Origin of the sequence: Agrobacterium sp. SUL3, assembly GCF_001263295.1 — a bacterium.
Classification (GTDB): Bacteria; Pseudomonadota; Alphaproteobacteria; order Rhizobiales; family Rhizobiaceae; genus Agrobacterium; species Agrobacterium tomkonis.
Map to the genome: position 1 here is coordinate 150,754 of NZ_KQ414501.1, position 22,838 is coordinate 173,591.

Here is a 22,838-nt window from a genome sequence, read left to right on the forward strand (position 1 = left end):
TTCGCCCCATGATCCTGAGCGGCCGCGGTGTCACGGCCGTTCTCGGCCCCACTAATACCGGCAAGACCCACTACGCGATCGAGCGGATGGTCGCCCATGGCAGCGGTGTCATCGGCCTGCCGCTGCGTCTTCTGGCGCGGGAGGTTTATACCCGTCTGGTGGAGAAGGTGGGCGCGCCGAATGTGGCGCTGATTACCGGCGAAGAAAAAATATCTCCTCCCAAAGCCAAATATTCCGTCTGCACCGTGGAAGCCATGCCGCGCGAGACGACCGCCGCCTTTGTCGCGATCGACGAGGTGCAACTGGCTGGTGATCTCGAGCGCGGCCATATCTTCACCGACCGTGTGCTGCATCTGCGCGGGCGGGAGGAGACGCTGCTTCTCGGCGCCGGCACGATGCGTCCGATCCTCGAAAAACTGCTGCCGGGAATTACCGTGGTCGAGCGGCCGCGTCTGTCGCAGCTCTTTTATGCAGGGCAGAAAAAGATTACTCGTCTGCCGCAACGCACGGCAATCGTCGCCTTTTCCGCCGACGAGGTTTATGCCATCGCTGAACTCGTGCGACGCCAGCGAGGCGGTGCGGCCGTAGTGCTTGGCGCGCTTTCGCCACGCACGCGCAATGCCCAGGTGGGGCTCTATCAGTCCGGCGATGTTGAATATCTGGTGGCGACGGATGCCATCGGCATGGGCCTTAACCTCGACGTCGATCACGTCGCCTTCGCGCAGGACCGCAAATTTGACGGTTACCAGTTCCGCAATCTCAATCCCGGGGAAATCGGCCAGATTGCCGGCCGCGCCGGCCGCCATCTTCGCGATGGCACCTTTGGCGTAACGGGGCGCGTCGATCCGTTCGACGACGAGCTGGTGGAGCGGATCGAAACCCATCAGTTCGATGCGGTGAAAGTGCTGCAGTGGCGGACGAAAAATTTTGATTTTTCTTCCATCGCCAATCTGCGTGCGAGCCTGGACGCCGCTCCTGCTATCCAGGGACTTTCCCGCGCCCTGCCGGCAATCGACCAGCAGGCGCTGGAATATCTGTCGCGTTACCCCGAAATCATCGATGTGACGACGAGCGAGGCGCGGGTGGAAAAACTCTGGGAGGCCTGCGCGCTTCCCGACTATCGACGTATTGCGCCCGCCCAGCATGCCGACCTCATTTCGACACTCTATTTCGATCTTGTGAAACGTGGCGCGGTGAACGAAGATTTCATGGGTGAGCAGGTACGCCGGGCCGACCGCACGGATGGAGAGATCGATACCTTGTCTGCGAGGATTGCGCAGATCAGAACATGGACTTATGTATCGAACCGCCCAGGATGGCTTGCCGATCCGACACACTGGCAAGAAAAGACGCGGGAAATCGAGGATCGATTGTCCGATGCGCTACATGAAAGGTTGACGAAACGCTTTGTTGATCGCAGGACATCTGTGCTCATGAGGCGCCTGAGAGAGAATGCGATGCTTGAAGCTGAAATCAGTGTAAATGGTGATGTCTTCGTAGAAGGACATCACGTCGGTCAATTGGCCGGATTCCGGTTCACGCCGGTGTCGGGAATGGAAGGGCCGGATCAGAAGGCCGTGCAAGGTGCGGCCCAGAAGGCGCTCGCTCTCGAATACGAGGCGCGTGCAGCGCGTCTGCATGCCAGTGGAAACGGCGATCTTGCTTTGAGCTCCGATGGTCTGGTTCGCTGGTTGGGCGAACCGGTGGCCCGCCTTTCGGCAGGTGATAACATCATGAAGCCGCGGGTGATCCTGCTGGCCGACGAACAGTTGAGCGGCAATGCCCGTGATCATGCGCTGGCGCGCGTCGAACGTTTCGTCAATCACCAGATTGCGACCGTGCTGAAGCCGCTGGATGATATTTCGCGCGCCGAAGACCTTCAGGGTCTGGCGAAGGGTCTGGCGTTCCAGCTGGTCGAAAATCTTGGCGTTCTGTTCCGCCGTGACGTCACGGAAGACGTGAAGTCGCTGGATCAGGATGCGCGTGCCTCCATGCGCCGCTACGGCGTGCGTTTTGGCGCCTATCACGTCTTCCTGCCCGCATTGCTGAAGCCGGCTCCGGCCGAGCTTGTCACGCTGCTCTGGGCGCTGAAGAATGACGGCCTCGGCAAGCCGGGTTATGGCGATCTCATTCCGGTTCTGGCCGCCGGCCGCACCTCTGTCGTGACGGACCCCGCTTTCGAGCGGATGTTCTACAAGCTTGCCGGTTTCCGTTTCCTTGGAAAGCGCGCCGTGCGTATCGACATTCTCGAGCGTCTGGCCGATCTCATCCGTCCGCTGTTGCAGTGGAAGCCCGGCCAGCAGCCGCGTCCGGAAGGCGCTTATGACGGCCGTCGTTTCACGACGACGACCGCGATGCTTTCCATTCTCGGCGCAACGCTTGATGATATGGAAGAGATCCTCAAGGGTCTTGGTTACCGCGCCGATCAGGTGACAGCAGAAGAGGCGCAGGCCTTCCTCGCCAATCAGACCGGTGCTGTTGCTCCGGCCACTGCCGATCAGGTGACGGCTGACGAGGAAAGCGCTGAGACCGAGCAGGACGAGCCGGCTTCGGAAGAGCAGGCATCCGAGACGGTGGCTGTTGCGGAAGTCGAAGCCACCGATGAAACGCCGGTTGCGGAAGCTGTCAGCGAAGAGGCTGCGGTTAGCGAAGCCGTGCCTGTCGAAAGTGCTGAGGCAACCGAGCCGAAGCCCGTTCTTCTGTGGCGTCCGGGTGGCCGCAACGAAAACCAGCGCGGCGAAAACCGTCGTCCGGGCAATCGCGGTCACGGTCGTGAACAGGGCCGTGAACAGGGAGCGCGCGAGCAGGGCGAGCGTCGCGGCGAAGGCCGTCGCGACAATCGTGACGGCGCAAATCGCGAAGCTGCCAATCGTGGCGGTGAGGGTGAGCGCAAGCGTGATGGCGGACGCCCTGATCGCGGCAATCGCAATGATCGTCAGGATCGCGGCGAGCGCAAGGACCGGCCGGACCGCAACGACCGTGGCGGAAAGCCGCAGGGCCAGCAGCGTTTCGAAGCCAAGCCCCCTCGCAAGGAGAAGCCGATCGATCCGGACTCGCCTTTCGCAAAGCTCGCTGCTCTCAAGGAGCAGCTGAAGAAATAAGCCCATGGGGAGCAACGAACAGCCACTGGAGAGCACGCGTCAGCGTCTGGACAAGTGGCTGTTCTTTGCCCGCATGGCCAAGTCGCGTTCGCTTGCCCAGGGCTACGTGCAGTCGGGTCAGGTCAAGGTCAACGGTGTCACTATCCGCCAGCCCAGCCATACGGTGAAGGCGGGTGACAGGCTCGATATCGGTTTCGAGCGCATGGACAGGGTGCTGGTCGTCAAGTCCGGAGGGGCGCGGCGCGGACCCTACGAGGAAGCAAAACTTCTCTATGACGATCTGACGCCGCCCCGCGACCCATCCGACCGGTTTAGTCCGCTGGAGCAGGCGATGCGTGAACCGGGCAGCGGTCGTCCGACAAAAAAAGAGCGCCGGGCGCTCGACAGGTTTCTGTCTGATAGTGACGGAAGCAAAGATTAGAATAAACCTCCCGGCCAGACCCGTTTTTCAGAATTGTTTATCCTTGCTATCTGAAGTCAAAGGCATTACGTCCTTTGCGAAATTGCCCTGTCTGAATTCCGGGCGTCGGCTTGTGTTCCGAAGCCCAAAGACCCGGTCTGCATATTCTGGAGTTCATCATGACATATGTCGTGACCGACAATTGCATCCGCTGCAAATACACCGATTGCGTTGAAGTCTGCCCCGTCGACTGCTTTTACGAGGGCGAAAATTTCCTCGCCATCAATCCTGACGAATGTATCGATTGCGGTGTGTGCGAACCGGAATGTCCCGCCGAGGCGATCAAGCCCGATACGGAGCCGAGTCTCGACAAGTGGCTGAAGCTCAATGCCGAATATGCGGCGATTTGGCCAAATATCACGATCAAGCGCGACCCGATGCCGGAAGCCAAGGAAATGGATGGCGTCGCAGGTAAGCTGGAGCTTTATTTCTCCGCCGAGCCCGGACAAGGCGACTGATTTTTCGACGATACGGCATCTTTTACGCCGTTACTTTAAAAGCCCTCGCAGCCCAGGCGCGAGGGCTTTTTGCTGCATTTCAGCAGGTCATCCGCCGCGGCCGGATTGCAGGGTGGTCGACAGCAGCGTCAAAAGAGCCACGCTGTCTTCCAGGTTTTGCCGCTGGCGGCTTTGCAATATGGCGGCCTGCAGACGGTTCATTTCGCGGGCGATCGCCGCCGGCTGCCACGTCCGCAGTGCCCTTTCGATGATCGGCTTTCGGCGAAAATGGATGTGGCGTCCGAGTGTCTGCATCACCTGACCGGCCTGCTGCTTTTTCTCGTCCATCTCGGCCCGCATCTGGTCGAGCAGCTGGAATTGCTTGAGGCACCCCTGAAGCACAAGGAAGATCGGCGTCTTTGATGCGACGATCTTCTGGGTGGCGTGGAAAAAGGCGTTTCTGTCGCCTTTCAGGATGGCGTCAACGGCATCGTCAGCGGAAACCGTACTGGCATCGCCGATGATGGCCAGCACGTCCTCTTCCTCGATTACATCAGCACCACGGCAATAAAGCGCGAGCTTGCGAATTTCGTTGCGCGATGCGATGCGATCGCCTCCCAGGGATTCGATCAGCCTTTGTCGCGCGGCGGGCGCGATGCGCAGATTGTCGTTGGAAAGCTCCTGATCGATCAATGCGTTCAACGATCGCGCATCATCCGCATAGCAGGGGATTGCGGCGATGGAGCGCGCGGGTTCCGCGATCTTGCGCAGCCCCGTGCCCTTCTTGATGTCGCCAGCCTCTATAATCAGGAAGCTTGCCTGAGGTGGTGTCTCGGCCAGAATCTGGAGCGCGTCCACCAGCGCCTTTTCTGCCGCCGCACCCTTTACCCAAACGAGTTTCTCACCACCGAAAAGACCGATGGCGTTCACCTCGTCGAGAAGGCGACCGGGATCGCCCTGCAGGTCGGATGCGGTCAACTTCAGCGATGCGAAAGCGTCATCGGGATCGATGCCTGTCTTTTTGGCGATGAGGCTTGCCCGCTCCGACACGAGGCCGCGATCCGGACCATAGAGCACGAAAACGCGAAAGCGCTCCGCCGGATTTTCGGCGAAGCGCTCAAATTCATGGGACTTTATCTCCGTCACGGCCGCCGCTCTCAGCGGCCGAGCGTGGCGGCGATATCGGTGCGGATGATTTCAGCCAGTTCCCGGGCCGCACGGTTCTCGGCGTCGCGGGTCGCCCTGATCTTGGCGAATTCCTGCTGCGGCAGGTCCACCTGCGCCGTCACGCTGCGGCGTGCGGAGCGCAGGATCTGGCCGTCGGAAATACGCGTCAGGACATATTGACCGCTCATCACCACGCGGCCGGGATAAGGGCCGTCATAGTTGTTGTTGGTGCGGGTCGTCAGGTCGTAATTCTCGACTTCCGTGGAGGTGGCGCTCGAGCTTACGGAAATCTTGACATTATACTGCGCCGTGGCCGGTTCACCCGCGCCGCCGGCCATCAGGAAGATCAGCTGGTTGCGAACTTCCTGCCCAACCCTGCCACCGACTTCGGAGACACTGACAGCCGCCAGCCTCTCCTTTGTTCCGGAGGCTTCGCCATAGAGCGGGCGCACCTGGCATCCCGCCAGAAGACCGGCCATCATCACGACGGAAATTGCTGCCGCGACGCGGCTCCATCTCGAAAAAACGTCAGACAACAATGTTCACAATCCTCTGCGGAACCACGATGACTTTCTTGGGCTCGCCACCGGCAAGAATAGATTTGACGGCATCCAGAGCAAGGGCAGCCGCACGGACCGCATCTTGATCCGCATCGCGCGCGATTGTCAATTCACCGCGCTTCTTGCCGTTGACCTGCACCGGCATGACCACGTCGTTTTCCTCAACCAGCGAGGCGACGAAGACGGGCCATGGCGTCTGGGCCACAAGACCCTCATTGCCCAGCGCCGACCAGCATTCTTCCGCCAGATGCGGCGTCATGGGGGCAATGATGCGGATAAGGATTTCGACGGCGTCGCGTGCAGCCGCTTTCGCGTCATCCGGCTTACCGCCTGCTGCGACGTCCGCAAGTGGCCCGGCAAGCGCGTTGACCAGCTCATAGATGCGGGCGATCGCCTTGTTGAAGGCGAGCTTGTCCAGATCTTCCTGAACGGCCTTCAGGGTCTTGTGGGCGGCCTTGGAGGCTACCAACCCTTCACCTTCCGTCGCCGGCTTCGGCTTGACGTTTTTCAGCTCCTCGGCGACTTCGCCGATGATGCGCCAGACGCGCTGGACGAAGCGGTTTGCACCCTCCACCCCGGCTTCGGACCAGATGACGTCGCGATCGGGCGGAGAGTCCGACAGAACGAAGAAGCGTGCGGTATCAGCCCCATAGGATGCGATGATATCGTCAGGGTCGACCACGTTCTTCTTGGACTTCGACATCTTCTCGATGGAGCCGATCTTCACTTCCGCGCCGGAAGACAAGAGGAATGCCCGGCGTGCGCCGTCTGCCTCTTCGATGCGCAGGTCGGCGGGCGATATCCATTCGCGGCTCATGCCTTCGCCGTGGCTATAGGTCTCGTGAACCACCATGCCCTGCGTGAACAGGCCCTTGAAGGGCTCCTTGACGCCGACATGGCCAGTCTCGCGCATGGCGCGGGTGAAGAAGCGCGAATAGAGCAGGTGCAGGATGGCATGCTCGATGCCGCCAATATATTGATCGACCGGCAGCCAGTGATTGGCAACTTTCGGGTCGGTCGGCTGGTCTTCCCACGGCGCTGTAAAGCGGGTGTAATACCAGCTGGAATCGACGAAGGTGTCCATCGTGTCGGTTTCGCGCCGTGCGTCATGGCCGCATTGCGGGCAGGAAACATGACGCCATGTGGGGTGGCGATCCAGCGGGTTGCCGGGCACGTCGAAAGTCACATCGTCGGGCAGCTTGACCGGCAGGTCCTTTTTCGGAACCGGCACCACACCGCAGACTTCGCAGTGAATGACCGGGATCGGGCAGCCCCAGTAACGCTGGCGGGAAATGCCCCAGTCGCGCAGGCGGAAATTGACCTTGCGCTCGGCCTGCGGCGCATTGCCCAGCATCTCAGCGGACAGCTTCTGCACGACCGCCTCGAAGGCATCAGTCGTATTCATGCCGTTCAGGAAGCCGGAATTGATCATCACGCCGTCGTCGGCGAAGGCCGTCTCGTCAATGGTGAAGTTTGCCGCATCCGGGCCTTCGGGTGCAACGACGGCCACGACCGGCAGGCCGTATTTGCGGGCGAAATCCAGATCGCGCTGGTCGCCGGACGGGCAACCGAAAATCGCGCCGGTGCCATAGTCCATCAACACGAAATTGGCGACATAGACCGGCAGTTCCCATGTCGGGTCCAGCGGGTGCACGACCTTGACGCCGGTATCGATACCCTTCTTTTCGGCGGTTTCCAGCGCGGCCAGAGAGGTTCCATGGCGGCGGCATTCGTCGCAGAACGCGGCAATATCTGGGTTGTTCGCCGACAGCTCCCTTGCCAGCGGATGGTCGGCGGCGATCGCCAGGAAGGAGGCGCCGAACAGGGTATCCGGGCGCGTCGTATAGACTGTGATGTCTGAAAAACCTTCCGGGGCCGTCTCAGCGACGGTCTGCCAGCGCAGCGACAGGCCTTCGGAACGGCCGATCCAGTTCTTCTGCATCAGGCGCACTTTTTCCGGCCATTGATCCAGTTCGTCCAGCTCGTCCAGCAAATCCTGGCTGAAATCGGTGATACGGAAGAACCATTGCGTCAGTTCGCGCTGTTCCACCAGCGCGCCGGAGCGCCAGCCGCGGCCGTCGATCACCTGTTCATTGGCGAGAACGGTATGGTCGACCGGATCCCAGTTGACCTTGGACTGCTTGCGGTAGACCAGACCCTTTTCCATGAAATCGACGAAAAGCGCCTGCTGGCGATGGTAATATTCCACGTCGCAGGTCGCGAATTCGCGGGTCCAGTCCAGCGACAGACCCATGGATTTCAGCTGGCCGCGCATGGTGGCGATGTTCTGGTAGGTCCAGTCCTTCGGGTGAACCTTGTTCTGCATGGCGGCGTTTTCGGCAGGCATGCCGAAGGCGTCCCAGCCCATCGGGTGCAGGACGTTGAAGCCGCGCGCGCGCTTGTAACGCGCAACCACATCACCCATCGCGTAGTTGCGGACATGGCCCATATGGATGCGCCCCGAGGGATAGGGAAACATCTCCAGAACGTAATATTTCTCGCGCGGATCGCTGTTGTCGGTGACGAAAACCTTGTCTTCGTTCCATTTTTGCTGCCAGCGCGGCTCGGCGTCGCGAGGATTGTAACGTTCGATGGCCATTGTCTAAAATTCCGGGTATCGAGGGGAAAAATTTGCGCTGACCTTCACCATGAAACGACCGGGGCGTCAAGTTTGGCGGGGCATTCGGGCGTTCAATCTTGGCCAGCGTGCCTCAAATGGTGCTAAAGGCGCTTGGCATCAAGGCAATCGGCGTCTAGTTAGCGGTTCGAACGGTTAAAAAAAGGTCTTGTGATGGAAATCGAAGCACGTCTTGAGGATGTCAGGCAGCGCATTGCGGATGTTGCGGAAAAATCCGGCCGCAAGGCGACGGATGTTGCCTTGGTTGCTGTCTCGAAGACATTCGACGCGGAAGCGATCCAGCCCGTCATCGATGCCGGCCAGCGCGTGTTTGGCGAAAACCGCGTGCAGGAAGCACAGGGCAAGTGGCCTGCCCTCAAGGAGAAGACATCCGATATCGAGCTGCATCTGATCGGACCGCTGCAATCCAACAAGGCGGCGGATGCGGTGGCGCTGTTTGATGTCGTGCAGAGTATCGACCGGGAGAAGATCGCCCGCGCGCTTTCCGAAGAATGCGCCAAACAGGGCCGTAGCCTGCGGTTTTATGTGCAGGTCAACACCGGCCTTGAGTCGCAGAAGGCCGGCATCGATCCGCGTGAAACCGTTGCCTTCGTGGCTTTTTGCCGTGACGACTTGAAACTGCCGGTCGAGGGGTTGATGTGCATTCCGCCGGCGGAGGAAAATCCGGGGCCGCATTTTGCGCTTCTGGCCAAGCTTGCCAGACAATGCGGCCTTGAGAAGCTTTCCATGGGCATGTCCGGCGATTTCGAAACCGCTGTCGAGTTCGGTGCCACCAGCGTCCGGGTCGGCTCGGCGATCTTCGGCAGCCGGTAAAATCTCGAAAACAAAAAACCCGGCACTGCGGCCGGGTTTCAAATCTCGAAAGGACTTCGATCAATATTGATCGTCCTCGTCCTCGTCTTCGTCCTTCGGTGCAGACTTCAGCGAGGAGAGCTTCTTGAACACGGCGTCGGCGTCGATCTGCTCTTCTTCCTCGCGCTGGAAGTTGTAATCCAGACCTTCCGTCGCCGTTGCCGGCTGCAACGTGTTGCCAAGCTCTTCGGCTGTTGGCAGCGGGCGGCCGCGCGAAGCGCGTTCGACTTCAAGGTCAAGATCGATCTGGCTGCAGAGGCCAAGCGTTACCGGGTCCATCGGCGTCAGGTTGGCCGAGTTCCAATGGGTGCGGTCGCGAATCTGCTCGATGGTGGATTTGGTAGTGCCGACGAGACGCGAAATCTGCGCATCCTTTAGTTCCGGATGGTTGCGAACCAGCCAGAGAATGGCGTTCGGACGGTCCTGGCGCTTGGAAACCGGCGTGTAGCGCGGGCCACGACGCTTGGATTCCGGCACGCGCACCTTCGGCTCGGAAAGCTTGAGCTTGTGGTTGGGGTTGCCTTCGGCGCGGGCGATCTCGTCGCGGGAAAGCTGTCCCGTCGCGATTGGATCGAGACCCTTGATGCCCTGTGCGGCTTCACCATCGGCAATCGCCTTGACTTCCAGCGGATGCAATTTGCAGAACGTGGCTATCTGGTCGAACGACAGCGCGGTGTTGTCAACCAGCCATACAGCAGTTGCCTTTGGCATGAGCAATTGTTGAGCCATAGATACAGTCCTTCTGTCCGTCCGCGCCGGTGTCGCGGGCGTGGTATCAACCACTGAATTTCCGGGATATGACGGCTCTATAGCGGCATTGCATCAGAATTGCAATTCTTTGCGAAACAAATGACCTTTGTCTAATTGCCGTGTGCATTTGAACTGCTATGAATTCAACACATGCCTGAGGTGGGAGTCTCAAGGCGCGCTCATAACAGGACATACTTGGTTTCAGGAGGAGTTTATGTCTGCCAAAATCTACCCGGTGCTCAAATCCGCGAAAGCCCGCACGCTCATCGACAATGAGCGGTACCAGAAATGGTATCAGGAGAGCGTCGAGGATCCGGAAAAATTCTGGGACAAGCACGGCCGGCGGATCGACTGGTTCAAGCCCTATACCAAGGTCAAGAACACCTCCTTCAAGGGACGTGTACCGATCAAGTGGTTCGAGGATGGCCTGACGAACGTCTCCTACAACTGTATCGACAGGCATCTGAAGACGCATGGCGAGCGCACGGCGATCATCTGGGAAGGCGACAATCCCTATATCGACAAGAAGATCACCTATAACCAGCTCTATGATTACGTCTGCCGTCTGGCGAATGTGCTGAAGAAGCACGGCGTCAAGAAAGGTGACCGCGTCACCATCTACATGCCGATGATCCCCGAGGCAGCCTATGCCATGCTCGCCTGCGCCCGCATCGGTGCCGTGCATTCCGTCGTCTTTGGCGGCTTCTCGCCGGAAGCGCTGGCCGGCCGTATCGTCGACTGCGAATCAACCTTCGTCATCACTTGCGATGAAGGCGTGCGTGGCGGCAAGCCGATACCGCTCAAGGAAAACACCGACAAGGCGATCGATATTGCCGCCAAGCAATATGTCATCGTCAACAAGGTTCTTGTCGTGCGCCGCACTGGTGGCAAGACCGGCTGGGCGCCAGGCCGCGATATCTGGTACCATCAGGAAATCGCCACGGTGAAACCGGATTGCCCGCCAGCGAAGATGCGGGCGGAAGATCCGCTGTTCATCCTCTATACGTCCGGCTCCACCGGCAAGCCAAAGGGCGTGTTGCACACGACGGGCGGCTACCTCGTCTATACGTCGATGACGCATGAATATGTCTTCGACTACAAGGATGGCGAGGTTTTCTGGTGTACGGCCGATGTCGGCTGGGTTACCGGCCATTCCTATATCGTCTACGGGCCGCTTGCGAACTGCGCGACGACGCTGATGTTCGAAGGCGTTCCCAACTTCCCGGATCAGGGTCGTTTCTGGGAAGTCATCGACAAGCACAAGGTCAATATCTTCTATACCGCACCGACGGCGCTCCGGTCACTGATGGGGGCGGGCGACCAGTTCGTCACGCGCTCGTCGCGCGAAAGCCTGCGGCTGCTTGGAACGGTCGGCGAGCCGATCAATCCGGAAGCATGGGAGTGGTATTACCATGTGGTCGGCGAGGACAAGAGCCCGATCGTCGATACCTGGTGGCAGACGGAAACGGGTGGCATTCTGATATCGCCCCTGCCTGGAGCGACCGATCTGAAACCGGGTTCGGCGACACGGCCATTCTTCGGCGTGCAGCCGCAACTTGTCGATGCTGAAGGCAATGTGCTGGAAGGGCCGGCCGACGGCAATCTTTGCATCACCGACAGCTGGCCGGGCCAGTCGCGGTCGGTATATGGCGATCATCAACGCTTTATCGATACGTACTTCTCGACCTATAAGGGCAAGTATTTCACCGGCGATGGCTGCCGGCGTGACGAGGATGGCTATTACTGGATCACCGGTCGCGTCGATGACGTGCTGAACGTTTCAGGCCACCGCCTCGGCACGGCTGAAGTGGAATCGGCGCTGGTATCGCATCATCTCGTTTCGGAAGCGGCCGTGGTTGGTTATCCGCACCCCATCAAGGGACAGGGCATTTATTGTTATGTCACGTTGATGGCGGGGCAGAATGGCGATTATGCGCTGCGCGAGGAGCTGGTGAAGCATGTGCGCAACGAGATCGGGCCGGTCGCAACGCCGGACAAGATCCAGTTCGCGCCGGGCCTGCCCAAGACCCGCTCGGGCAAGATCATGCGGCGTATTCTGCGCAAGATCGCCGAGGATGATTTTGGTGCGCTGGGGGATACGTCGACGCTTGCCGATCCCGCGGTGGTGGAAGACCTTATCGCCAACCGCCAGAACCGCACTGCATCCTGATTTTCTGGAAAGGCTGCTTCGGCAGCCTTTTTCGTTCTGCAAACGAAAACACCCGGAAGCGAGCTTCCGGGTGTTTTTTATTCAATACAGTCAGGCTTACTGGCCGCGGATTTTCTTCAGGTCCGCCAGAACGGCGTCAACAACGTCTGCGCCGATTTCAGCCTTGTGCTTTTCGTAAACGACCATCGACTTCTCGCGGATACGCGCCTGCTCTTCCGGAGACAGCGAGTTGACCTCGAGACCGGCAGCCTTGATCTTTTCCAGCGACTTCTGGTTCAGTTCGCGGATGACCTTGCGCTCTTCGTCGCGGCCGACGACTGCGCATTCACGCAGGGCCGTCTGTTCTTCGGGCGTATAGCTGTCGAAGATCGGCTTGGAGAAGAGGAAGAGGAACGGCGTGTAGGCGTGGTTCGTCTCGGTGATGTACTTCTGCACCTCGTAGAACTTGGAGGTGTCGATCGTCACATAGGGGTTTTCCTGCGCGTCGATGGCGTTGGTTTCAAGCGCCGAGAAAACTTCGCCGAAAGCCATCGGCGTCGCATTGGCGCCGAGGTTCTGGAAGGTGTCGAGGAAGATGTTGTTCTGCATCACGCGGACCTTGAGGCCCGAGAAATCTTCCCACTTGTTCACGGCATGCTTGGAGTTCGACAGGTTGCGGAAGCCGTTTTCCCAATAGGCCAGGTTTACGAGGCCCTGTTCTTCCAGCTTCTTGTTCATCATGTCGCCGAAAGCGCCGTCCATGACCGCGTCAGCTTCCTTGTCGTTCGCAAACAGGAACGGCAGGTCGAAGACGCCGAGCGACGGGATGAGGCCGACGAGCGGCGACGAGGACGTCACGACGGCTTCCTGAACGCCGGAGCGCAGGGCCTGTGTTGCCTGAAGGTCGCCGCCGAGAGCGCCGCCCCAGAATGCCGTCAGCTTCAGCTTGCCGCCCGACTTGTCGTCGAGGCAGGCCTGCATGGCCTTGATGCCATTGCCAACCGGGTGATCCTGGTTGATGCCGTTCGACACGCGGATGTTACGGCTGTTGAATTCAGCCATTGCCGGTGCTGCGGCGCCAACGGCAAAAGCGATGGCGGTTGTGGTCAGAAGAAGCTTTCTCATAATATCCTCCCTTGGATTGTGGTCGAGAAAAAGTATCGGTTAACGAAGGTACTGCAGAGGTACCAGGACGATATCCGGGAAAATCACCAGCAGCGCCAAGACGATGGTTTCGGCAACGAGGAACGGCCAGACGCCGACCGTGACCTTGCCGAGCGGGATGCGCCCGACACCGCTGACGACGTTCAGAACGACGCCAACCGGAGGGGTAATCAGGCCGATGGCGTTGTTGATGATGAAGAGTACACCGAAATAGACCGGATCGATGCCTGCCTGCTTGACGATAGGCATCAGAACAGGCGTCAGGATCAGGATGGTCGGCGTCAGGTCAAGCGCGGTGCCGACGATGAAAACCAGCACCATCATGGCGGCCATCAGCAGCATCGGGCGATCGATCAGCGGCTCGATATAGCCTGCCACTTCGTTCGGAATATTCGCAGCCGTGATGAGCCACGCGGAGACGAGTGCTGCGCAGACGAGGAACATGATGATCGAGGTGCTCTTGGCGGCACGCAGGAGCACGTGAAACAGGTCCGCCGGCTTCAATTCGCGATAGATCACCATGCCGACAAACAGCGCATAGGCGGCGGCAACGACGGCGGCTTCCGTCGGTGTCATGATGCCGGCCTTGATGCCGCCGAGAATGATGACAGGCATGCCGAGCGCCCAGCCGGCACGAGCAGTCACGAGCAGACGTTCCTTGCCGGAAGTCTTGGGCAGGGGCTTTACGTTGTCCTTACGCACCACGATCAGCCAGGCGATGATGAGCGATGTGCCCATCAGAATACCCGGAACGATGCCGGCGAGGAAAAGCTGGGTGATCGAGACGTTGGCGGCGACACCGAAGACAATGAAGGCCATGGACGGCGGAATGACCGGGGCGATGATGCCACCTGCGGCAATGAGGCCGCCGGAGCGCGGGATATTGTAACCGGCCTTCGCCATCATCGGAATGAGGATCGCGGCAAGGGCTGCGGTATCGGCTGCGGCCGAACCGGAGATGCTGGCCATGATGATGGCCGCGACGATCGCCACGATGCCGAGGCCGCCACGGATATGGCCGACGAGCGCGATCGCGAAGTCGATGATGCGGCGGGAGAGACCCCCGGAATTCATCAGTTCGCCAGCCAGAATGAAGAAGGGGATGGCGAGCAGCGTGAAGGTATCGGCGCCCGAAATCATGTTCTGGGCGATGATCGCGGTGTTGAACATGCCCATGTACCACATGAGCACGACGCCGCAGAACATCAGGGAGAAGGCGACGGGAACGCCAATCGCCATTGCTCCCAGCAGAGAGCCGACAAAAACGAAAAGTGTCATGGTATCAGCGCTCCGAAAGCTGTTCGATCGTCAGGTTCTCGCCCGCGAACTGGGCGATTTCATCCTCTGTGACGCGACCGGTCAAATAGCGGTACAGGCGTTCCAGTGCGATGATGAACATCAGGCCGCCGGTGAACATGCCGATGCCATAGACCCAGATCATCGAAAGCTTGGTGACAGGGGCATGCATGCTGGCATTGATGGCGGACTGCTTCCAGGTTCCCCAGAAGAAGATGGCGGAACAGGCCAGGATGATGATGTTCGACGCGATCATGCAAAAGACGCGGGCGCGGCGCGACAGGAACATCACGAGCGTTTCAATGCCCATGTGGCTGTTTTCGCGAAAGGTCAACACGGCGCCGATGAAAGTCAGCCACACGAAGAAATAGCGCGACAGTTCTTCCGAGATGTTGATGCCGGAATTCATCGTGTAACGCATGACGACGTTGACGAAGACCATGATCGACATGCCGGCGAGCAGCAGGACGAGAATGATTTCGAGAATCCGGTAAAAGAGATTGATGGTCTTTTGCATTTTCCCCTCCCGAAGAAATATCTGAAGCATTTACGGCTAAGGATTGCCGCCAATGCTCCACCTATGGGTTTTTCGCAAAAACTGCACGTACCCTCTGCTGATCGCTCAGAGTAGCCCGCGTTTCGCCAGATTGCGCATCAGGGCCGCGGTGCCGAATGTCCATTCCGGGCATTCGTCTGTTGTCGCGACCCAATTGATCAACTTGCCGAGCTTGGGCGAGGAGATTTCGACACGGTCGCCCCTGGAATGGGTGAAACCGAGACCCGGCCCATGACGATCCTTTACCGGCGCGAACATCGTGCCAAGGAAAAAGACGGCTCCGTCAGGATATTGATGATTGCGGTTCAGGAGCTGGGACGCAAGGTTTTCCGGCGTGCGGCTGATGGCCTCCATGGGGCTTACACCCGTCATGGTGAAACCGTCTTCGCCTTCAACCAGAAGCGAGATTTGCGACTTCTTCACGTCGTCAATGGTGAAGCGTCCGTCAAACAGGCGGATGAAGGGGCCGATTGCGCAGGATGCGTTGTTGTCCTTCGCCTTGCTGAGCAGCAGGGCGGAGCGGCCTTCGAAATCGCGCAGGTTGACGTCGTTGCCAAGCGTCGCGCCGACGATGCGGCCGTCGGAGGCGATGGCGAGTACCACTTCCGGCTCCGGGTTGTTCCATTGCGACTTCGGGTGAACGCCGATCAGCGCGCCGCAACCGACCGAAGCCATGGCCTGCGCCTTGGAGAATATTTCCGCATCCGGGCCGATACCCACTTCCAGATATTGCGACCAGAGGCCCATTTCCTGAAGCAGTTTTTTCACTTCGGCCGCTTTTTCAGAGCCGGCCTCAAGTCCCTTGAGATTGTCGCCGAGAACCGGCGCCAGTCTTCCGCGGATTTCCTGCGCACGAAGCGGGTCGCCCTTGGCCTGCTCTTCGATCACGCGTTCCAGCATGCTGTCGGCGAAGGTGACACCGGCGGCCTTGACGGCCTGAATGTCGTTGGGAGCAAGAAGTTCGCCGGCGGAGCCGTCCAGAAAGGCTTCGAGCGCGCCGAGTGCGACGAAAGTGCCTGTGTCGGCAAGCCGCTCCACGAGATCCGTCTTTTCCAGAAGTTCGGACATGGTGGGTGAGATGGAAGTAAGGTCGTAAAGGACGCCGTCCTTGAGCAGGACCGGGCAGGGGCCGCCTTCGCTTTTCGACCAGACGCGGCCGACGAGCAGCGCGTTCTCGGAATCTTCAGGCAAAATTGCGGTAGCGTCGATGGACCTGGTGCCGGTCATGTAGTCCTCCCCTTCAGCCCTCCAGACAATCCGCCTCCTGCGGTCTTATTGTCTGGATGTCTGACAACCTAATCTTATTCTTCTTAGTATGACTTTTCTGACGAGTCTAGCGGTCCAGAAGACAAAATTATCGTCTTTCGCCCTTGGATTACCGGAAATCCGTAAAACCTGTCCTATAGCTTTGCGGTTGAGGCCTTTATTATCCTCAGAATATATCCAGTTCGAGGTTGACCCGGCTTGCTGCGCCGATCAGATGTCTGCGCATCGCATTCTTGGCCGCAGTCGCGTCTGCGCTTTCGACTGCCTCGTAGATTGCCACATGTTCGGCGATTGTCACTTCGAGAATTTCTCCGAAAACCGCGCGTGAGAAAGCGATGTTGATCGCCGAGCTGATGCGTTCGGCAATGAAGCCGAGGAACATCAGGAAATATTCGTTCTGCGTCGCTTCCGCCAGAATGCGGTGGAAGTCGAGATCGGCCGCAACGCCCTCCGTCGACCAGTCGTCGGCAGTCTTCATCTTTTCCAGCGCTGCAGCGAGCCGCGTCAGCTGCTGCGGGCTGCGGTGCAGCGCTGCCAGACCCGCTGCCTCGATTTCCAGCGGCATACGAAGCTGGAAGAGATCACGGAAATTTTCCGGGTCGTTCAGGCGGGAGCGCTCGATGCGGATGGACAGTCTTTGCCGAGGATCGGTGACGAATGCGCCGACGCCCTGCCGCGTTTCAACGAAGCCTTCGTTGCGCAATTGCGCGATGGCCTCGCGGATGACCGAGCGGCTGACGCCGAAGGTTTTTGCAAGCACATGTTCCGTCGGCAGCCTGTCTCCCGGCCCGAGTTTCGAATCATTGATCTCGCGTGCGATCTCTGCGGCGATCCGGCCGGGCAGATGGTCGTTGCGATGTATCTGATTGAACTCCAGCGTCATGGTTGCTCCCGTTCCATAGAAACGATTGGTTCGTTTTCCCACGGCAGCGACTTCCTCCTTCGCCACGAGCGGGGTTTTCAAAGGCGGCGTGTGCGGCCGCCCTTGCCATTCCTCGATTAGCTATCCGGTTGCAGGCTTATCTGGCAACCGGGATTCATCCGTAAATCGGGGTCGAAGGCGTTTTTCAGGCCGGTGATCATCCGGCGCTGCACATCAGATAGCCGGCTTTCGAAATCGGAGCGTTTCAGCCGGCCGATGCCGTGCTCGGCGCTGATGCTGCCGACGTAACGGTCGAGGACCTCGTTAACGAGTGTCTTGGACTTGTAGATGAACGCCTCACGCTCTTCCGGAGTCGCACCATTGGGCGGCAAGACGTTGAGATGGACGTTACCGTCGCCGACATGGCCGTAGGAAACCGCAAGGCATTCTGGCAGCTTTTCCGCAAGTTCCGCTTCGGCCTCGGCCACGAAAGCCGAGAGTTTGGAGAGTGGCACAGAAATATCGGTGCGCATGTGGCTGCCGCGCAGCGCCTGACCCTCATTCATGCCCTCACGGAAAAGCCACAAGGACTGCGCCTGCGCGCGGGAAGAGGCGATGACGCCGTCCAGCACCAGACCGTCTTCCATGACGCCCTCAAGGAAGCGGCCCATTAGATCGGCGGTATCCACCAGACCGGAGCCGGAAATTTCCATCAGCACATAGGCCGGATAATCGCCGGCGATCGGCATTTTGAGATCGGGTATGGCTTCGATCGCCAGGGTGAAGGCGACGGGCGGCATAAATTCGAAGGCGGACATCAGGTCGCAACATTCGCGGCGGGCGCGGCGGTAAAGCTTGATGGCGTCGTCAAGCGAATTGAGGCCGAGCAGTGCTGTCTCGACATGTTCAGGATTGGGGTAAAGCTTGACGGCCACGGCGGTGATGATGCCGAGCGTTCCTTCCGCGCCGATGAAAAGCTGCTTCAGATCGATACCGCGATTGTCCTTGCGCAGGGTCGACAGGCCGTTCCAGATGGTGCCATCCGGCAGGACCACTTCCAGCCCCAGCACCAGTTCGCGGGTCATACCGTAACGCAGAACATTGATGCCGCCGGCATTGGTGGAGACGTTGCCGCCGATGCGGCAGCTGCCCTGCGCGCCAAGCGACAGCGGGAAAAACATGCCCTTGTCCTGAACGGCATCCTTGAATTCCGAGAGAATGCAGCCGGCTTCAACGACAGCGGAAAAATCGTCGCTGTCTATGGTGCGGATGGCGTTCATACGCTCAAGGCTCAGCACGACCTGATGTTTGGGAGCATCGGGAATGCCGCCGAGCACCAGTCCGGTATTGCCGCCCTGGGGGATGATGGCGAGGCCGAGTTCGGCGCAGGCGCGCACCGTGTCGGACACTTCCTGCGTTGAGCGGGGGCGGATGACGGCCACGGCCGAACTGGTGACATCCCCGTGCCAGTCGCGGCAATAGCGCAGCATGTCTTCCTGCGATGTCAGTAGCAGGGCTTCGCCAAGCCTGTTCTTCAGTGAGAACCGCAATTCCTCGATATCGTGTTCACTCACGATCGTCATTCCACCCTCTCCATCCAATCCGCCCTAAAATATGAGGGCAAGGGTTTGTGGCCTTGCTTTTGCCGGCGCCCCTGCTTTTGTTAGTTTGTGAAAAAATACTATTTTCAATCGGATCATATAAGGTTATCAGACAACCTTACAAGCTAATTTATCGGTCCATCGGCCGATGATGTTTTTTCGGTCTCGGGAGAATGACCGGGACACAGAGGAGGAAGACATGCATATCGCAATCATCGGCGCCGCAGGCATGGTTGGCCGCAAGCTGACGCAGCGTCTCGTGAAAGATGGATCGCTCGGTGGCAAGCCGATCGAGAAATTCACGCTTATTGACGTGTTCCAGCCCGAGGCACCCGCCGGTTTTTCCGGTGCTGTCGATGCGCGCGCAGCTGATCTCTCCGCTCCGGGTGAAGCTGAAAAGCTGGTGGACGCCCGTCCGGATGCCATCTTCCATCTCGCCGCCATCGTGTCCGGCGAAGCTGAACTCGATTTTGACAAGGGCTACCGCATCAATCTCGACGGCACCCGTTATCTCTTCGACGCCATCCGCATTGCCAACGGCAAGGATGGTTACAAGCCGCGCGTGGTCTTCACCTCGTCGATCGCCGTGTTTGGCGCGCCGCTTCCCTATCCGATCCCGGATGAATTCCACACCACGCCGCTGACAAGCTATGGCACGCAGAAGGCAATCTGCGAGCTGCTGCTGTCCGATTACAGCCGTCGCGGTTTCTTCGATGGTATCGGCATCCGTCTGCCGACTATCTGCATTCGTCCGGGCAAGCCGAATGCGGCGGCCTCCGGCTTCTTCTCGAATATCCTGCGCGAGCCGCTGGTCGGCCAGGAAGCGGTTCTGCCGGTGCCGGAAAGCATTCGCCACTGGCATGCTTCGCCGCGTTCCGCCGTCGGTTTCCTCATTCATGGTGCGACGATCGACGTCGAAAAAGTCGGTCCGCGCCGCAACCTGTCGATGCCCGGCCTCAGCGCCACCGTTGGTGAGCAGATTGAAGCGCTGCGCAAGGTGGCTGGCGAAAAGGCCGTCGCCCTCATCCGTCGCGAGCCGAACGAGATGATCATGCGCATGTGCGAAGGCTGGGCCCCCGGTTTCGAAGCCAAGCGCGCTCGCGAACTGGGCTTTACGGCTGAGAGCTCCTTCGAAGAAATCATTCAGGTTCATATCGAAGACGAACTGGGAGGTTCACTGAAATGAGGATCAGTGGGGAGGAGAAGAACCGGTCTTTTGCCTTTATCGGCACGGGCCTGATGGGCGGGCCGATGGCCCGGCGTCTGTTGGGTGCCGGCTTTTCGGTCACGGTCTGGAACCGTAGCGCGGATAAGGCCGAGGCTCTTGTTGCCGATGGTGCGGTTCTCGCGGCATCGCCGGCGGAGGCCGCCAAGGGTGCCGATATCGTCATAACCATGTTGAGCGACGGCAAGGCTGTGGGCGAGGTGCTGTTCGAGGCCGGCGTGGCCGATGCGCTGAAAAAGGGAGCTGTCGTGATCGACAGCAGCTCGATTGCGCCGCCGATTGCGCGCGAACACTCCTCCCGGCTTGAGGCGCTTGGCATTCATCACATCGATGCCCCGGTCTCCGGTGGTGTGCCGGGCGCAACTGCCGGCACACTCGCCATCATGGCGGGTGGCGACGAGGCGCTGATCTCGGGTCTTGCAGATGTCTTTGCGCCGATGGGCAGGCTGACCTATGTCGGTCCCTCAGGCGCGGGCCAGCTCTGCAAACTCGCCAACCAGCAGATCGTCGCCATTACGATCGGCGCGGTTGCCGAGGCGATGATGCTAGTGGAAGCGGGCGGCGCATCCCGGGAAGGTTTTCGCAATGCCATACGCGGCGGTTTTGCCGAAAGCCGGATTCTGGAGCTGCATGGCGAGCGCATGGTGAAGCGCAATTTCGTGCCGGGTGGTCCATCCAAGTTTCAGCTCAAGGACCTGAACGGCGTACTGGCGATGGCGAAGGATATGTCTTTGACGTTGCCGCTGACCCAGCAGGTGACGCGGGAATTCGATGACTTCGTGGGTGATGGCGGAGCCGATATCGACCATAGCGGTATCCTGCTTTACCTCGAAAAACTCAACAACCGCGAACAGGGCTGAAGCGATCTCATGAGCGACGACAAGACACCCATGCGCCGCCTGAGGTCCCAGGATTGGTTCGACAACCCTGACCATCTCGACATGACGGCGCTCTATCTGGAGCGCTTCATGAATTACGGCGTGACGCCGGAAGAGTTGCGTTCCGGCAAGCCGGTCATCGGCATCGCCCAGAGCGGCAGTGATCTGACGCCTTGCAACCGCGTCCATGTGGAACTCGTCAAGCGGGTGCGCGATGGCATCCGCGACGCGGGTGGCATCCCCATCGAGTTTCCGACCCATCCGATGTTCGAAAACTGCAAGCGCCCGACGGCGGCGCTTGACCGCAATCTTGCCTATCTCAGCCTTGTGGAAGTGCTGTACGGTTATCCGCTCGATGGCGTCGTTCTGACCACGGGCTGCGACAAGACCACGCCTTCTGCGCTGATGGCGGCAAGCACGGTCGATATCCCGGCCATTGTGCTTTCCGGCGGGCCGATGCTTGACGGATATCATGACGGCGATCTGGTTGGTTCCGGCACTGTCATCTGGCGCATGCGCCGCAAATATGGTGCGGGCGAAATCACCCGTGAGGAGTTTTTGCAGGCGGCGCTCGAATCCGCTCCTTCCGTGGGCCATTGCAACACCATGGGCACGGCGTCCACCATGAATGCCATGGCGGAAGCGCTCGGCATGTCGCTCACCGGCTGTGGCGCGATCCCGGCCGCTTATCGTGAGCGCGGCCAGATGGCCTATCGCACCGGCCGCCGCGCGGTTGAACTGGTTGTGGAGAATATCAAGCCTTCCGACATCATGACGCGTGAAGCGTTCCTGAACGCGATCCGCGTCAATTCGGCAATTGGCGGTTCCACCAATGCCCAGCCGCATCTGGCGGCAATGGCGAAACATGCGGGTTTTGAGCTGCGCGAGGAGGACTGGCAGGTCCACGGCTACGACATTCCGCTTATCGCCAATGTCCAGCCGGCCGGTAAATGGCTGGGTGAGAAATATCACCGTGCCGGCGGCACGCCCGCCATCATGTGGGAGCTTCTCAAGGCGGGCAAGCTCGACGGAAGCTGTCCGACCGTAACCGGCAAAACCATGGCGGAAAATCTGGAAGGTCGGGAATCGACCGACCGCGACGTGATCCTGCCTTACGATAAGCCGCTGAAGGAACGGGCCGGTTTCCTCGTTCTCAAGGGCAATCTCTTCGATTTCGCCATCATGAAGACAAGCGTGATCTCGGCGGAATTCCGGCAGCGCTATTTGAGCGAACCGGGCCGCGAGGGGATTTTCGAGGGAAAATGCGTGGTGTTCGATGGTTCTGAGGACTATCACGCCCGCATCAACGATCCATCCCTCGGTATTGACGAACGCACCATTCTCGTCATTCGCGGTGCAGGGCCGCTCGGCTGGCCGGGTTCGGCTGAGGTCGTCAACATGCAGCCGCCGGATGCGCTGTTAAAAAAAGGCATCACCAGCCTGCCGACAATCGGCGACGGCCGGCAATCGGGAACGGCGGACAGCCCGTCGATCCTCAATGCCTCGCCGGAAAGTGCAGCCGGTGGCGGGCTCGCCTGGCTTCGCACCGGCGACGTGATCCGTATCGACTTTAATGAAGGGGCATGCAACGCGCTGGTGCCGGAGGCTGAGCTTGAAGCGCGCAAGGCTGATGGCATCCCGGCGGTGCCGGCGGATGCGACGCCCTGGCAGCGCATCTACCGTCAATCGGTGACACAGCTTTCGGATGGCGCGGTTCTGGATGGGGCTGCGGATTTCCGAAGGATTGCCGAGAAAATGCCCCGGCACAATCACTGATTCGGCACTGAACAGACATGATGAAAATCCCCGGCCACGACCGGGGATTTTTCTTTTCCGGGCGGTTTCACAATTGATTGTGACCTCCTAATGTACCTGC

18 protein-coding genes are annotated in these 22,838 nt (G+C 59.5%); 8 read left to right on the forward strand and 10 right to left on the reverse strand.

Translation table 11 applies throughout. From position 1 onward, the window contains the following. Positions 1 to 8 precede the first annotated feature (8 nt). The 3 genes from AKG12_RS10100 to fdxA all read left to right on the forward strand — a co-directional run bounded on the left by AKG12_RS10100 (position 9) and on the right by fdxA (position 4,019). Positions 9 to 3,101, forward strand: a complete 3,093-nt coding sequence (locus AKG12_RS10100) for a helicase-related protein (RefSeq protein ID WP_052818698.1) — start codon at positions 9 to 11, stop codon at positions 3,099 to 3,101. Positions 3,102 to 3,105: 4 nt separating this feature from the next. Further along, positions 3,106 to 3,522, forward strand: a complete 417-nt coding sequence (locus AKG12_RS10105; protein ID WP_046799633.1) for an RNA-binding S4 domain-containing protein — start codon at positions 3,106 to 3,108, stop codon at positions 3,520 to 3,522. Between the two features lie 158 nt (positions 3,523 to 3,680). Beyond that, positions 3,681 to 4,019, forward strand: a complete 339-nt coding sequence (gene fdxA, locus AKG12_RS10110) for a ferredoxin FdxA (protein ID WP_052818827.1) — start codon at positions 3,681 to 3,683, stop codon at positions 4,017 to 4,019. An 87-nt stretch (positions 4,020 to 4,106) separates the two neighbouring features. Here fdxA and holA read toward each other — a convergent pair whose 3' ends face one another. The 3 genes from holA to leuS are packed head-to-tail and all read right to left on the reverse strand — an operon-like array spanning position 4,107 to position 8,324. Next, the gene (gene holA / locus AKG12_RS10115; RefSeq protein WP_052818699.1) at positions 4,107 to 5,144 is read right to left on the reverse strand and encodes a DNA polymerase III subunit delta; all 1,038 of its coding nucleotides are present in this window, start codon (positions 5,142 to 5,144) and stop codon (positions 4,107 to 4,109) included. Between the two features lie 11 nt (positions 5,145 to 5,155). Next, positions 5,156 to 5,701 carry an LPS assembly lipoprotein LptE gene (locus AKG12_RS10120; protein WP_052818700.1) on the reverse strand — a complete coding sequence of 182 codons (546 nt, stop codon included), beginning with the start codon at positions 5,699 to 5,701 and terminating at the stop codon, positions 5,156 to 5,158. Continuing rightward, on the reverse strand, positions 5,694 to 8,324 hold the full coding sequence (gene leuS, locus AKG12_RS10125; RefSeq protein WP_052818701.1) for a leucine--tRNA ligase: 2,631 nt from the start codon (positions 8,322 to 8,324) through the stop codon (positions 5,694 to 5,696). Before leuS ends, AKG12_RS10120 begins: the two co-directional genes overlap by 8 nt. A 192-nt stretch (positions 8,325 to 8,516) precedes the next feature. Between leuS and AKG12_RS10130 the strand changes: the two genes are divergently transcribed. Next, entirely contained in the window at positions 8,517 to 9,176 is a 660-nt protein-coding gene (locus AKG12_RS10130) for a YggS family pyridoxal phosphate-dependent enzyme (RefSeq protein ID WP_046799629.1), read from the forward strand. Positions 9,177 to 9,236: 60 nt separating this feature from the next. Here AKG12_RS10130 and AKG12_RS10135 read toward each other — a convergent pair whose 3' ends face one another. Next, the gene (locus AKG12_RS10135; protein WP_052818702.1) at positions 9,237 to 9,944 is read right to left on the reverse strand and encodes a DUF1013 domain-containing protein; all 708 of its coding nucleotides are present in this window, start codon (positions 9,942 to 9,944) and stop codon (positions 9,237 to 9,239) included. Between the two features lie 235 nt (positions 9,945 to 10,179). Between AKG12_RS10135 and acs the strand changes: the two genes are divergently transcribed. After that, positions 10,180 to 12,135, forward strand: coding sequence for an acetate--CoA ligase (acs, locus tag AKG12_RS10140; RefSeq protein ID WP_046799627.1), 1,956 nt, complete (start codon positions 10,180 to 10,182; stop codon positions 12,133 to 12,135). A gap of 96 nt (positions 12,136 to 12,231) precedes the next feature. Here the strand turns inward: acs and AKG12_RS10145 are convergent, their stop codons facing one another. From AKG12_RS10145 to AKG12_RS10170, 6 genes are all read right to left on the reverse strand, one after another. Continuing rightward, positions 12,232 to 13,239: a TRAP transporter substrate-binding protein gene (locus AKG12_RS10145; RefSeq protein WP_046799626.1), complete on the reverse strand. Its 1,008-nt coding sequence runs from the start codon at positions 13,237 to 13,239 to the stop codon at positions 12,232 to 12,234. A gap of 39 nt (positions 13,240 to 13,278) precedes the next feature. Next, on the reverse strand, positions 13,279 to 14,556 hold the full coding sequence (locus AKG12_RS10150; RefSeq protein ID WP_003492595.1) for a TRAP transporter large permease: 1,278 nt from the start codon (positions 14,554 to 14,556) through the stop codon (positions 13,279 to 13,281). 4 nt (positions 14,557 to 14,560) lie between these two features. After that, positions 14,561 to 15,091 (reverse strand): TRAP transporter small permease, encoded by a 531-nt coding sequence (locus tag AKG12_RS10155; protein WP_046799625.1) that lies wholly within the window; start codon positions 15,089 to 15,091, stop codon positions 14,561 to 14,563. A 105-nt stretch (positions 15,092 to 15,196) separates the two neighbouring features. Beyond that, the gene (locus tag AKG12_RS10160) at positions 15,197 to 16,357 is read right to left on the reverse strand and encodes a fumarylacetoacetate hydrolase family protein (protein WP_046799624.1); all 1,161 of its coding nucleotides are present in this window, start codon (positions 16,355 to 16,357) and stop codon (positions 15,197 to 15,199) included. 205 nt (positions 16,358 to 16,562) lie between these two features. After that, a complete protein-coding gene (locus AKG12_RS10165; RefSeq protein ID WP_052818829.1) occupies positions 16,563 to 17,279 on the reverse strand; it encodes a FadR/GntR family transcriptional regulator in 717 nt (238 codons plus the stop codon). 116 nt (positions 17,280 to 17,395) lie between these two features. Continuing rightward, the gene (locus AKG12_RS10170; RefSeq protein WP_052818703.1) at positions 17,396 to 18,841 is read right to left on the reverse strand and encodes an FAD-binding oxidoreductase; all 1,446 of its coding nucleotides are present in this window, start codon (positions 18,839 to 18,841) and stop codon (positions 17,396 to 17,398) included. A 217-nt stretch (positions 18,842 to 19,058) separates the two neighbouring features. Between AKG12_RS10170 and denD the strand changes: the two genes are divergently transcribed. Genes denD through AKG12_RS10185 form a run of 3 tightly spaced genes read left to right on the forward strand, consistent with a single transcriptional unit; the run spans position 19,059 to position 22,738 of the window. After that, on the forward strand, positions 19,059 to 20,045 hold the full coding sequence (denD, locus tag AKG12_RS10175) for a D-erythronate dehydrogenase (protein WP_046799622.1): 987 nt from the start codon (positions 19,059 to 19,061) through the stop codon (positions 20,043 to 20,045). Then, positions 20,042 to 20,944 (forward strand): NAD(P)-dependent oxidoreductase, encoded by a 903-nt coding sequence (locus AKG12_RS10180; protein WP_046799621.1) that lies wholly within the window; start codon positions 20,042 to 20,044, stop codon positions 20,942 to 20,944. Before denD ends, AKG12_RS10180 begins: the two co-directional genes overlap by 4 nt. Before the next feature lie 9 nt (positions 20,945 to 20,953). Then, positions 20,954 to 22,738, forward strand: coding sequence for an IlvD/Edd family dehydratase (locus AKG12_RS10185; RefSeq protein WP_052818704.1), 1,785 nt, complete (start codon positions 20,954 to 20,956; stop codon positions 22,736 to 22,738). Positions 22,739 to 22,838 lie beyond the last annotated feature (100 nt).